Source organism: Nocardia crassostreae, assembly GCF_001613405.1.
Taxonomy (GTDB): Bacteria; Actinomycetota; Actinomycetes; order Mycobacteriales; family Mycobacteriaceae; genus Nocardia; species Nocardia crassostreae.
The window spans coordinates 141,914-153,977 of record NZ_BDCH01000029.1 but is presented as its reverse complement, the minus strand read 5'-3'; the positions used below and the strand labels follow the sequence as shown (position 1 = coordinate 153,977).

The window sequence follows — 12,064 nt, the reverse complement described above, 5'->3', positions numbered from 1 at the left end:
GATTTCGTTTACTTGGCGGAGGCGCCGGGCTTCACGCCGGTGATCATGACGTTGTAGAAGAACTGGCGCGGGACCACGTGGCGCAGCACCTTCTCGTCCAGCTTGGACAGACCCAGCCAGGCCTTGTACTGGGCCGTGCGGTAGCGCCAGGTGAGCTTGGACTCCGGCACGGCGGCCTCGAAGGTGCGGACCGGCCAGCCCCACAGGGCGGCGGCGAATTCCTCGGTCTTGGCCAGCACGTCGACCGCGCCCGCGCTGCGGGCCATGCGCTCCAGATCGGAGGGATCGAAGGTGTGCAGGTCGACGACGGCCTCGAGCGCGGCGGCGCGGGAGGACTCGTCCAGTTCGGCCTGCGGACGCCGCCAATCGCTCAGGAACGGCAGCTTGGTCACATTGGTGGTGACCTTCCAGGTGATCTGGCCGAGCTTGCGGGCATAGAGATTGCCGATGGTGGTCGGCTCGCCCGCGAAGACGAAACGGCCGCCGGGCTTGAGCACGCGCAGGCATTCCTTCAGCGCCAGTTCCACATCCGGGATGTGGTGCAGCACCGCGTGACCGACGACCAGATCGAAGGTGTCGTCCTCGTACGGAATCGTCTCGGCGTCGGCGACGCGGCCGTCCACCTCGAGACCCAGGTTCTGGCCATTGCGGGTGGCGACCTTGACCATGCCCGGGGACAGGTCGGTGACCGAACCGGCCTTGGCCACACCGCCCTGCATGAGGTTCAGCAGGAAGAAGCCGGTGCCGCAACCGAGTTCGAGGGCCCGCTCGTAGGGCAGCTGCGCGTCGGGGACCACGGCGTCGAAACGGCCGCGCGCGTACTCGATGCAGCGCTCGTCATAGGAGATGGACCACTTCTCGTCGTAGGTCTCGGCCTCCCAGTCGTGGTAGAGCACCTGCGCGAGCTTGTTGTCGGAATACGCGGCCTGGACCTCCGCCTCGGTGGCGTGCGGGTTCGGCGCTGGGTCTTCAGGACGAGCGGTCATAACAGGGCAGCCTAATGAACGCCCCGGTGAGCCTGCTTATCGGCCCGGTTATCCGCGCGTGAATTGCGCAGAACCCGGCCCGGCCGCCAAATAGGAACGTGTTCCAACCTGCTGATCTTCGGTCCCGAACAGTCCGGCCCACTCCTTGCGCGCCCGATCGTGCCCGTGCGTACCGGCCTCGAACACCCGCTTGGCGGCGGCCAATGCCAGCCGCGGAGCACCCGTGAACTGCCCGGCCCAGCGCAGCGCGGCGGCGAACACATCGTCCGGTGCGACCACCTCGTCGACCAGGCCGATCTTCTCCGCTTCCTCCGGATCCACGAACCGCCCGCTGTAGACCAGATCCTTGGCCTTGGACGGCCCGACCAGCAGACTCAACCGCCGAATCCCGGCGAGCGGAATCAGCCCGGCCTTGATCTGCGGCAGCCCGAGCTTCACGTTGTCACCGATGATGCGGCGATCCGCGGCGAGCGCCAGCTCCAGCCCCGCGCCCAGCGCATAACCACTGATGGCCGCCACGGTCGGCTGCGGCAGCCGCGCCAGGCAGCTCAACGCCGACTGGAAATCGGCCACGACCGCCTCGGCCTGCTCGGGCGTGAACGCCGCCAGCTCGGCCATCTCGTCCCCCGCCGAGAACACCCGCTCGTCCCCGTAGACGATGACCGCCGAAACCCCGGTATCCGCCGCGATCTCCGCGGCGGCGGCGGAAACCTCCAGCGCCACCTGCAGATCTATCAGATTCATCGGCGGGCGCGCGATGCGCAGCACGGCAACGCCCTCCGCCACACCACGGTCCACGGTCACAAACTCGGCCACAGCCGACACCCTACTGGGCCTGCTCCGGCCGCTTGGAGCCGCGCAGGCGGGTGGTGTCGGGGAGGTCGGCGAAGTAGCGGTCGGCGTGGGGGAAGGCGAGGGCGGCCTTGCCCGCGGTGGGGTCGTAGACCGGCATGATCGGGTCGATGCTGCGGGTGGCGGCGAGAATCTCCGCGGTGGAGGCGAAGTCGGCGAGGCCGACCAGTTGGGTCCAGGTGGGCGGGAGGAGGACGTCGAGGCCGTCCTTCCAGCGGGTGATGGCTTCGGCCGGGGTGCACCAGGTGACGACTTCGGCTTCGGAGGTGGCGTCGTCGGCGTGCTGGCCCGCGGGGAGCACGGCGACGAAGAAGCGGGTGTCGTAGCGGCGGGGCTCGACGACGGGGGTGATCCAGTGATCCCAGGGGCGCAGCAGATCGGCGCGCAGGACCAGGTTCTCGCGGGTGAGGAATTCCGCGAAGGACAGTTCGCGGCGCTCCAGCTGCCCGCGCGCCTCGGCGTAGACGGCGGTGTCGGAGACCACGGAGTCCGCGGTCGGACCGGCGAGCAGTACGCCGCACTCCTCGAAGGTCTCCCGGACGGCGGCGCAGACCAGGGCTTGGGCGCGCGGGGCATCGGCGCCGAAACGCTCACCCCACCAGGCCGGTTCGGGACCGGCCCACTCCAGTTCGGCCGCGGCGTCGGAGGGGTCGACGCCACCGCCGGGGAATACCGTCATCCCGGCCGCGAAGGCCATCGCGTTCACGCGACGCTGCAGGAACACCTCGGGCCCCCGCGCGCCGTCACGCACCAGCACCACCGTGGACGCGTCCTTGATGGGCCTGGCGGCGGCCTGAGAGCCGGGCTGGGCAACTGTCTCACTCACACCCGCACCCTAACGTTTGCCACGGAGTCGCGATAGAACCCGTTCCGGTCCGCGTGGTTCACGGCTCGCGTCGCGAATCCTGTTCGCCGTCCTCGGGAGTCGAGGTCCGTGCGTCCTCGCGCGGCGCCAACTCGATTTCGACCGAGCCCAGGCGCAGCATGCGCAGCACGAACCACACCAGCACACCGATTGCGAGCACCACCGCCGCGAGGGCGAGGACTGCCAGAATCTCGGTGATCACGGAAGTCCACAGTACCCGGACAACGCATGATCAGTTCGTCAGGTGGACCGAGCCGGTGCGCGCCTCGATGGTGAAGGGGTTGGTCGCATCCGGCCGGTGCGACCAGGTGCCGGTGAGCATGCCGGTGCGATAGTCCTGCACCTGGCTCGTCACATCCCGCTGCCCGCCTCGGCCCAGGTCACCAGGAAGACACCGGTTTCCAGATGTTCGATGGTCACCGGCGCGACGGTCTTGCGCCCACTGTCGGCGGCGACGTAGGTCAGCGTGCGACCGTCGCCCGCGAAGGTCACGGTGCCGCCCGAACCGCTGTCGTAGCGCAATTGCACGGTCTTGCCGTGCAGATCCGACGGCACGGCGGCGGGACCCAGCCCCTCGGCGGAATGGATCGACGAAACCGTTTGCGGCGCCGGTGGATCGGCCACGCACCCGGCCGCGGCGCACGCGCTCGCCACGAGTGTCACCACAGCAATGGTCCGGCCCACTCCGCTCCCTCCGTCCGCGGTGCACCCAACCCGTGCCACCGCCCCGCGCCGAGCATTCGCCAATTATTGGCTACACAACGGCGATTGGCTCGATATCCCAGCTCACAGCGATATGGGATATGCTGCGGACAGTTTGCCCGCTACGAGCCGGTGACGCAATGGCAGCGCGCCGGGATACCCGGACGGGGATTCAGCGGGTCCGATGCCGCCCGAACCGCTGGCTGCGGCGCGCGAAGTAGCGGCCGTCGATGCGATCGAGCGTGATCGACTGGCGGAAGGCCTCGCTCAGATTCTCGGCGGTCAGCACCTCCTCGAGCAGACCCTGCGCCACCACCGCGCCCTCGTTGAGCAGCATGCCGTGGGTGAAGCCCGGCGGGATCTCCTCGACGTGATGGGTGACCAGCACGGTCGCGGGCGCGTCCGGATCGGCGGCCAGATCGCCGAGGCGCTCCACCAGTTCCTCGCGCCCGCCCAGATCCAGTCCGGCGGCGGGCTCGTCGAGCAGCAGCAGTTCCGGATCGGTCATGAGCGCCCGCGCAATGAGCACCCGCTTGCGCTCGCCCTCCGACAGCGTCCCGTAGGCGCGATCGGAAAGGTGTTCCGCGCCCAGGCTTTCCAGGATGTCCACGGCCCGGTCGGTATCGACCTCGTCATAGCGTTCCCGCCAGCGGCCCATGACCGCGTAACCCGCGGACACCACCAGATCACCGACCTTCTCGTCGCGCGGTACGCGACTGGCGACGGCGGCGGAGGACAGGCCGATGCGCGGGCGTAGCTCGTTCACGTCGACACGGCCGAGAGTCTCACCCAGCAGGTTGGCGCTGCCCGAGGTCGGGTACATCTCGGCCGCCGCCATCCGCAGCAGCGATGTCTTCCCGGCGCCGTTGGGGCCGAGCACAACCCAGCGTTCGTCGAGCTCCACCTGCCAGGTGACATGTCCTACGAGCGTATGGCCCGAGCGTCGGACGGTGATATCGTTGAAATCGATGAGCAGATCAGGATCCGGTTGTGGCACGGGGTCCATCTTTGCCCACCGCCCTGGACGATCGTCAACGTGGTGCGAAATATCGGTACGTGTCATCGCCTCCGGAAGGGTCCCGAGGTGGATTCGTCGGCCGGGCCGCCGAATTCCACGGGCGCGGATAGTTCTTCGCGCTCACCACGAGCGCGGCGGTCTACCTTCGTCGACCGGAACATGCGTGCGAACAGCAGTGCGGCCGGAACCGAGAGCAACGCCCATACGATGAGAATCACCAGCAGTGTCGTCATTTCCGTTGGTTTCCTTTCAGGAAACTCGTGCACCGATCATTGCCCTCTGATCCGGGGAAGTCGAGCGGGCGTGCACAAATATGCCAGCACAACGACCATCCGGTTCGCAGCTGGGACACGGCGATTTTCGCAATCCGCGCGAATGCCCCAGCCACCACGGTCAGTACCCGAACCGATACCCGGGCCGTGGCGAGCGCAAACCCGCCGATCCGAAACCCTCAGGGCACCGCGATCACGGTCGTCGACCCGGGGGCCACTTCGGTGAACCCGGCATCGCGCACCGCCACCGCGGTACGGTCGGCCTCCCGGCGCAGCAGCTGCCGCCACTGCTCCGGATCCGCCTCGGCGACGGTGCATCGGAAACCGCGCGCCGCCCAGGCATACGCCCGCTGCACCGGCATGGCGCCGGCCAGCAGCATACTCGCATGCCCGACCTGCGCGGCGGCCTTACCTACCGTCATACCCAGATCCGCGTTCACCCATAGCACCGGATACGTGGCGTCGATCTCCGCGAGTTCATCGGAGGGTAGTTCGGTGCCGCCGATCTGCAGGCGTTTGATGCGCGGATCGATTTCTCCGACCGGGCCGGGCACGAAGGCCCGCGCCTGCGCGCCGTCGAATTCGACCGTCACGCCATCCACGTCCTGAGCCGCCAGCCACTGCGCGCCGCGCGCCCGCCGCGCCACCTTGCGAATGCGGGAGCGCTTCCAGCCCAGATAGCGCTCCTCCCATGCGCCGTCCGGGCCGACCCGCTCGTCGAGGCACAGCGCCACCACCGCCGTGGCGGCCGCCGCCAGCAACGCGCTGCGCTTGGGCGGATCGTTCTTCGGGATGTGCAGCACCATCTGCATGGCCTGTACCAGCGCCGGATCCTCCGGGTCTCCCCCGCCGCCGTATCCGCGCGCCAGCTCGGCGTGCCTGGCCGCGAAGCCCGTGTCGACGATCGACCCCACGCTGGACAATGGCATCACTCCTCACGAGAACGGCTGCCAGCCAGCTTAATCGGGCCGTCGGTGTGCACCGGAGCACACTCGCCCCGGGCTACTGGACGGTGAGGTTCAGCGTGTAGGTCTGCACGGGCGGCGCGTCCTTCTCCCAGGGGCGGCCGTAGTTCAGCACGAGTTTGGTCGTGCCCGGGTTGATGCCGATGAACCACCATGTGGTCTCGCCGCCCTGACCGGGCTTGGGGCCGCCGTCGCTGGTGTCCTGTTCGAAGACCTGCTCGCCGTTCTGCTTGACGATGTTCTGGTCCAATTCCCCCAGTTGCCACGAGGATCCAGTGCTGGGATTGGCCTTCAACTCCACCTTGATCGCCTGGCCGACCACCAGCGTGCGGGCCTGGCCGTTCTCGTCCTCGTCCACATCGATGGTCTCGGCCGCGCCGGGCGAGGTGGTGGTGGCCTGCACGGTGTTCGGATTCTCGTTGTCCCCGCATCCGGTCAGTGCCAGGCCGAGCAGCAGCACCGCCAGTGATGTACGCACCCGCACGGACCATCTCCCATCGTCGTGGCCGGATTGACTCCGGCTCACGCTACCGACGCGAGCGCCGCGGATACCGCAGGCGAATCGGACGAGTCGTCAGCGGCCCAGCGGGACCCGGCGCACGCCGCCGTCCAGCGCGTCCGCGGCCTCGACCTCGTCGCGTGTCACGCCCAGGATGAACAGGATGGCGTCCAGGTACGGATGCGAGAGCGCCGCGTCGGCGACCTCGCGCAGCGCGGGCTTGGCATTGAAGGCGATACCCAGTCCGGCGGCATTGAGCATGTCGATATCGTTCGCGCCGTCGCCGACCGCCACGGTCTGCTCCATGGGCACCCCGGTCTCGGCGGCGAAGCGGCGCAGCATGACGGCCTTGGCCTCGCGGTCCACGATCTCGCCGACGACCTTGCCGGTGAGCTTGCCGTTGACGATCTCGAGGGTATTGGCCTGGACGAAGTCCAATTCCAGTTCGTGCGCGAGCGGTTCGATGACCTGGCGGAAGCCGCCGGACACCACACCGCAGCGGAAGCCGAGGCGGCGCAGCGTGCGAATGGTGGTGCGCGCGCCGGGGGTCAGCTCGGTGCGATCGGCGACCTCGTCGATGACGGAGGCGTCCAGCCCGGCCAGGGTCGCCACCCGCTGCCGCAGCGATTCGGCGAAATCGAGTTCACCGCGCATGGCGGCCTCGGTGACCTTGCGGACCTCGTCTTCGACACCGGCGTGGGCGGCCAGCATTTCGATGACCTCGCCCTGGATGAGGGTGGAGTCCACATCGAATACGATGAGCCGCTTGGCCCGCCGCGCCAGCCCGGCGCGCTCGACGGCGATATCGACGCTCTCCTTGGCGGCCACGACGGACAGCGTGGTGCGGAGCTTGGTCTCGGTGTCGGCATCGGCCGAGGGCACGGTGACGCCGAGTTCCAGACCGGTCACCGGGTAGTCGGCGATGCCGCGGATGGAATCGATGTTCACGCCTTGCTCGGCGAGCTTGCGCGAGATGGCGCTGAAGGCGCGCGCGGTGACCGGGCTGCCCAGCACCACCACGGCATGGGTGGAAAGCTTCGCGCCCGTCACCGAATTGGGGCCGATCTCCACATCGACATTCATGCCGATGCTGGCCATGGCGTCCTCGAGCTGATCCTGCAGATCCTCGGGATCGGTGTGACAGGAGACCAGCACGCCCAGGGTGAGGCGGCCGCGGATGACGACCTGTTCCACATCGAGCAGGCTGACGCCATTGTGGGACAGCGCCGCGAGCAGTACCGATGTCACGCCCGGCTTGTCGGGTCCGGTGACCGTGACCAGAACCGTCGTGTCAGACGTGCTCAATCGAAACTCCGTTCTCGCGGCTGGCCGCGTGCGTTCAGCGGCCGACTCATTCTGTCAGGTGTTAGTCGAGCGACCCGCGTCGCCCGTTAACCAGGTGGCGGGTCTCACGCCGCCCGGTCGGATAAGACAAACGCGGCGCCCGTCTCTCGACGGACGCCGCGTTGCGTTGCTGAGGGAATTACTTCTCGATCTTCTCCAGCTCGTGCACGGTGTGGGACTTGGAGCCCCAGCCCACATGGGCCTCGGCGCGCATGCGCTCGACCATGTGCGGGTAGTGCAGCTCGAACGCGGGGCGCTCGGAGCGGATGCGCGGCAGCTCGTAGAAGTTGTGCCGCGGCGGCGGGCAGGAGGTCGCCCACTCCAGGGAGTTGCCGTAACCCCACGGATCGTCCACGGTCACGACCTCGCCGTAGCGGTAGGACTTGAAGACGTTCCAGATGAACGGCAGCATCGACGCGCCCAGGATGAAGGCGCCGATGGTGGAGACCGTGTTCAGGCCGGTGAAGCCGTCGCTGTCCAGGTAGTCGGCGTATCGGCGCGGCATGCCCTCGTTACCCAGCCAGTGCTGCACCAGGAACGTGGTGTGGAAGCCCACGAAGGTGGCCCAGAAGTGCCACTTGCCCATGCGCTCGTCCATCATGCGGCCGGTCATCTTGGGGAACCAGAAGTAGATGCCCGCGAAGGTGGCGAACACGATGGTGCCGAAGAGCACGTAGTGGAAGTGCGCGACCACGAAGTAGGTGTCCGACACGTGGAAGTCGATCGGCGGGGAGGCCAGCACGACACCCGACAGACCACCGAAGAGGAAGGTCACGAGGAAGCCGATGGAGAACAGCATCGGGGTCTCGAAGGTCAGCTGGCCGCGCCACATGGTGCCGATCCAGTTGAAGAACTTCACACCGGTCGGAACCGCGATGAGGAAGGTCATGAACGAGAAGAACGGCAGCAGCACCGCGCCGGTGGCGTACATGTGGTGCGCCCACACCGCGATCGACAGCGCCGCGATACCCAGGGTCGCGTAGACCAGCGTGGTGTAACCGAAGATCGGCTTACGGCTGAACACCGGGTAGATCTCGGAGACGATGCCGAAGAACGGCAGCGCGATGATGTACACCTCGGGGTGCCCGAAGAACCAGAACAAGTGCTGATAGAGCAGCACGCCACCGGATGCCGGGTCGTAGATGTGACCACCCAGGTGACGGTCGTAGGCCAGCGCCATCAGCGCGGCGGTCAGCAGTGGGAAGGCCAGCAGCACGAGCACCGAGGTCACCAGGATGTTCCAGGTGAAGATCGGCATGCGGAACAGCGTCATACCCGGGCAGCGCAGGCAGACCACGGTGGTGATCATGTTGACGCCACCGAGGATGGTGCCCAGACCGGACACGGCCAGGCCCAGGATCCACAGGTCGGCGCCCACGCCGGGCGAGTGCACGATGTCCGACAGCGGGGTGTAGGCGGTCCAGCCGAAGTCGGCCGCGCCGCCGGGGGTGATGAATCCGGCGGTCGCCATGGAGCCGCCGAACAGGTACAGCCAGTAGCTGAACGCGTTCAGACGCGGGAACGCCACATCGGGCGCGCCGATCTGCAGCGGCAGGATGATGTTGGCGAAGCCGAACACGATCGCGGTCGCGTAGAACAGCAGCATGATCGTGCCGTGCATGGTGAACAGCTGGTTGAACTGCTCGGGCGAGAGGAACTGCATACCCGGGCGAGCCAGCTCCGCGCGCATCAGCAGCGCCATCAGGCCGCCGACGAGGAAGAAGGACATGGCCGTCACGAGGTACATGACGCCGAGGACCTTCGGGTCCGTGGTCGTGACCATCTTGTAGATGAACGATCCCTTGGGACCCGTCCGTTGCGGATATGGCCGAGCCGCTTCCACTTCACGGACTGGGCGTGGCTCTACGGCAGTCACTGAACCTCCTGACAGGTACCTTTGTCGTTCGTCGCGGGTGCTACCGGCGTCCGGATTCGTGCAACGACGAACGACGGGCGGCATGCGCTGTCAGGAATCGTAAACCGTGCTGCCGCACCGGTCGCGAGGTGGTCCTACTCTGTGTCGTAATTGGGTGCCGGGCGCAGTGGTGAGTACGCTGCCAGCCATGCCGGTGCGCGAGTCCGCTTCCACCCGAAAGACGTTCGCCTCCACGTCCACCCCTGCGCGACGTTTGCGCACCTGGGGGGTGGTTCTGACCGCGGCGGCGGCGCTACCGGGCCTACTCGCCGGATGTTCGGGATCCGATGATAACGCCATGAGCTCGATTGTGCGCACCACCACCAATATCGCCGGGGCGGGCGTGGTGGGCATCGAGCGCGATACCGCCAAGGCGTGCGCGCTGCCGAGTTCGCCCGATTCGACCTCGGGCACGCGCACCATTGCGAATGCGGCCGGGACCGCCGAGGTGCCCGCCGATCCGAAACGGGTCGTGGTGCTGTCCACCGCGGCCCTCGACGCCACCTGCGCGCTCGGCCTGTGGGAGCGCGTGGTCGGCGCGGCCACGATGTCCGGGCCGACGGCGCAACCGTCGTATCTGGGGTATGGGATCTCCGAGATTCCCGGTATCGGCATGGTCGGGCAGCCCGATCCGGCGAAAGTCGCTGCGCTGAAACCGGATGTGATCATCGGCTCGGCGGCGGACGGGGCGCAGTACGAGGCGCTGCGCGAGATCGCCCCGACCGTGCTGGTCGGCGACGACTACGGCTGGCAGGCGGAATTCGCCTCCTTCGCGGAGGCGCTGGGGCGCAAGACGGCGGCGGAGCAGGTCCTCGACGACCATCGGACCGCGGCCACGGACACCGGTAATGCGGTGGGCGCGAATCTGACCCAGGCGTCGGTGCTGCGGTTCGAGTCTAACGATATCCAGGTGCAGGGCGCCGACAGCTTCGCCGGGCAGGTGCTCGGCGATGCCGGGGTGCAGCGCCCGGCCCGGCAGCGGGTCGTCTCCTACGATGTGGGCGCCGACCTGAGCGCCCAGGAGACCCGCGACAAGCTCGAGGGCGATATCGCCTATGTCATGTTCGACGGGCCGGAGGGCCTGGAGCTCGGCAAATCGACCATGAACGGCGATGACTGGAAAGAGCTCAGCGTCTCCGGCGACAAGCGAGTGTTCGCGGTCGAGGACGACATCTGGCACGGTTCCGGGGTCATCGCCGCTCGGGCGCTGCTCGACGATATCCGCAAGACGCTCAACGGATATGTCACGGACTGAGCGAAATCAGCCCTGCAGGTAGAGGTTCCAGGTGCCGTCGACGGCTTCGCGGCACTGGTAGTTCGTCCAGTCGGGGTGGGCCGGGCCGTTGGCGCCATCGGCCTGGCAGGCTTCGAAGGTGCCGTAGTTGCCGTAGTAGACCTCGTCGGCGTTCGCGATGGCGGAGCCGGAGGCCACGACACCCAGGGCCAGGGCGCCAGCGGCGAGAACAGTCTTGAACTTCATGTGTCGCAAATCCTTTCGTGGCGGCGGCCGTTCGGCCACCGCCACGAATTCATCATGCGAACCGTGAAGGATTCGTGATCAGAACTCCCAGTCCTCATCCTCGGTGTTCACGGCCTTGCCGATGACGTAGCTCGAACCCGAGCCGGAGAAGAAGTCGTGGTTCTCATCGGCATTGGGCGACAGCGCCGACAGGATCGCCGGGTTCACATCGCACTCGTCCTTGGGGAACAGACCCTCGTAGCCGAGGTTCATGAGCGCCTTGTTGGCGTTGTAGCGCAGGAACTTCTTGACGTCCTCGGTGAGACCGACCTCGTCGTAGAGATCCTGGGTGTACTCGACCTCGTTCTCGTACAGCTCGAACAGCAGCTCGAAGGTGTAGGACTTGAGCTCGTCGCGCTCGGCCTCGGAGACCAGCTCCAGGCCCTTCTGGAACTTGTAGCCGATGTAGTAGCCGTGCACGGCCTCATCGCGAATGATCAGGCGGATCATATCGGCGGTATTGGTGAGCTTGGCCCGCGAGGACCAGTGCATCGGCAGGTAGAAGCCGGAGTAGAACAGGAAGGACTCCAGCAGCGTGGAGGCCACCTTGCGCTTGAGCGGATCCTCGCCGTTGTAGTACTCCAGCACGATCTCGGCCTTGCGCTGCAGGTTCCGGTTCTCCTCGGACCAGCGGAAGGCCTCGTCGATCTCCTTGGAGGAGCACAGCGTGGAGAAGATCTGGCTGTAGCTCTTGGCGTGCACCGACTCCATGAAGGCGATATTCGTCAGCACCGCCTCCTCGTGCGGGGTCAGCGCGTCCGGAATGAGGCTGACCGCGCCGACCGTGCCCTGGATGGTGTCCAGCAGGGTGAGGCCGGTGAAGACCCGCATGGTCAGCTGCTTCTCATTGGGGGTCAGCGTCGCCCAGGAGGGGATGTCGTTGGACACCGGCACCTTTTCCGGCAACCAGAAGTTGCCCGTGAGACGATCCCAGACCTCCGAGTCCTTGTCGTCCTGCACGCGGTTCCAGTTAATCGCGCTTACGCGATCGATCAGCTTCACGCCCGCTCACTCACCTTTCCCAGCTCACCGTGACCATGCGGATTTCCTTGCCCTGAACACTACTACTGGTAGGTGACAACCTCATGCAGCACAACACCTTGTGTCGGGCGTTGTCCTGGGAGGAT

15 protein-coding genes are annotated in these 12,064 nt (G+C 66.9%); 1 reads left to right on the top strand and 14 read right to left on the bottom strand.

Annotated features, from left to right (window positions below; translation table 11 throughout):
- Positions 1–8: 8 nt before the first annotated feature.
- From NC4_RS29040 to ctaD, 12 genes are all read right to left on the bottom strand, one after another.
- Positions 9–986 (bottom strand): class I SAM-dependent methyltransferase, encoded by a 978-nt coding sequence (locus NC4_RS29040; RefSeq protein WP_067544507.1) that lies wholly within the window; start codon positions 984–986, stop codon positions 9–11.
- Positions 987–1,034: 48 nt separating this feature from the next.
- Entirely contained in the window at positions 1,035–1,802 is a 768-nt protein-coding gene (locus NC4_RS29035) for an enoyl-CoA hydratase-related protein (protein WP_067544805.1), read from the bottom strand.
- 10 nt (positions 1,803–1,812) lie between these two features.
- Positions 1,813–2,664, bottom strand: coding sequence for an NUDIX hydrolase (locus NC4_RS29030; RefSeq protein ID WP_067544505.1), 852 nt, complete (start codon positions 2,662–2,664; stop codon positions 1,813–1,815).
- Positions 2,665–2,722: 58 nt separating this feature from the next.
- A complete protein-coding gene (locus NC4_RS29025; RefSeq protein ID WP_067544503.1) occupies positions 2,723–2,905 on the bottom strand; it encodes a hypothetical protein in 183 nt (60 codons plus the stop codon).
- Positions 2,906–2,935: 30 nt separating this feature from the next.
- A complete protein-coding gene (locus NC4_RS44155; protein ID WP_281186467.1) occupies positions 2,936–3,058 on the bottom strand; it encodes a hypothetical protein in 123 nt (40 codons plus the stop codon).
- Positions 3,055–3,366, bottom strand: coding sequence for a hypothetical protein (locus tag NC4_RS29020; protein WP_157555281.1), 312 nt, complete (start codon positions 3,364–3,366; stop codon positions 3,055–3,057). Before NC4_RS29020 ends, NC4_RS44155 begins: the two co-directional genes overlap by 4 nt.
- A 211-nt stretch (positions 3,367–3,577) precedes the next feature.
- The gene (locus NC4_RS29015) at positions 3,578–4,411 is read right to left on the bottom strand and encodes an ABC transporter ATP-binding protein (RefSeq protein WP_067544500.1); all 834 of its coding nucleotides are present in this window, start codon (positions 4,409–4,411) and stop codon (positions 3,578–3,580) included.
- Between the two features lie 53 nt (positions 4,412–4,464).
- Entirely contained in the window at positions 4,465–4,656 is a 192-nt protein-coding gene (locus NC4_RS29010) for a hypothetical protein (RefSeq protein ID WP_067544498.1), read from the bottom strand.
- Between the two features lie 218 nt (positions 4,657–4,874).
- Positions 4,875–5,624 carry an aminoacyl-tRNA hydrolase gene (locus NC4_RS29005; protein ID WP_067544497.1) on the bottom strand — a complete coding sequence of 250 codons (750 nt, stop codon included), beginning with the start codon at positions 5,622–5,624 and terminating at the stop codon, positions 4,875–4,877.
- 73 nt (positions 5,625–5,697) lie between these two features.
- On the bottom strand, positions 5,698–6,138 hold the full coding sequence (locus NC4_RS29000; protein ID WP_067544495.1) for a protease inhibitor I42 family protein: 441 nt from the start codon (positions 6,136–6,138) through the stop codon (positions 5,698–5,700).
- Positions 6,139–6,234: 96 nt separating this feature from the next.
- Positions 6,235–7,464: a phosphoserine phosphatase SerB gene (gene serB, locus NC4_RS28995; protein ID WP_067544492.1), complete on the bottom strand. Its 1,230-nt coding sequence runs from the start codon at positions 7,462–7,464 to the stop codon at positions 6,235–6,237.
- A 178-nt stretch (positions 7,465–7,642) separates the two neighbouring features.
- On the bottom strand, positions 7,643–9,379 hold the full coding sequence (ctaD, locus tag NC4_RS28990; RefSeq protein ID WP_084529872.1) for an aa3-type cytochrome oxidase subunit I: 1,737 nt from the start codon (positions 9,377–9,379) through the stop codon (positions 7,643–7,645).
- 187 nt (positions 9,380–9,566) lie between these two features.
- On the opposite strand from ctaD, the gene NC4_RS28985 reads away from it, so the two are divergent.
- On the top strand, positions 9,567–10,673 hold the full coding sequence (locus NC4_RS28985; protein WP_084529871.1) for an iron-siderophore ABC transporter substrate-binding protein: 1,107 nt from the start codon (positions 9,567–9,569) through the stop codon (positions 10,671–10,673).
- 6 nt (positions 10,674–10,679) lie between these two features.
- Here the strand turns inward: NC4_RS28985 and NC4_RS28980 are convergent, their stop codons facing one another.
- Both NC4_RS28980 and nrdF read right to left on the bottom strand, forming a co-directional pair.
- A complete protein-coding gene (locus NC4_RS28980; RefSeq protein WP_067544487.1) occupies positions 10,680–10,898 on the bottom strand; it encodes a hypothetical protein in 219 nt (72 codons plus the stop codon).
- 78 nt (positions 10,899–10,976) lie between these two features.
- Complete coding sequence (gene nrdF, locus NC4_RS28975; protein WP_067544485.1) at positions 10,977–11,939, bottom strand: class 1b ribonucleoside-diphosphate reductase subunit beta; 963 nt, start codon at positions 11,937–11,939, stop codon at positions 10,977–10,979.
- Positions 11,940–12,064: the final 125 nt, after the last annotated feature.

Bases quoted from the DNA above. Each gene is read 5' to 3' on its own strand.
- NC4_RS28980 (WP_067544487.1), bottom strand. From the start codon at position 10,898: ATGAAGTTCAAGACTGTTCTCGCCGCTGGCGCCCTGGCCCTGGGTGTC.
- NC4_RS28985 (WP_084529871.1), top strand. From the start codon at position 9,567: ATGCCGGTGCGCGAGTCCGCTTCCACCCGAAAGACGTTCGCCTCCACG.
- NC4_RS29010 (WP_067544498.1), bottom strand. From the start codon at position 4,656: ATGACGACACTGCTGGTGATTCTCATCGTATGGGCGTTGCTCTCGGTT.
- NC4_RS29015 (WP_067544500.1), bottom strand. From the start codon at position 4,411: ATGGACCCCGTGCCACAACCGGATCCTGATCTGCTCATCGATTTCAAC.
- NC4_RS29005 (WP_067544497.1), bottom strand. From the start codon at position 5,624: ATGCCATTGTCCAGCGTGGGGTCGATCGTCGACACGGGCTTCGCGGCC.
- NC4_RS29040 (WP_067544507.1), bottom strand. From the start codon at position 986: ATGACCGCTCGTCCTGAAGACCCAGCGCCGAACCCGCACGCCACCGAG.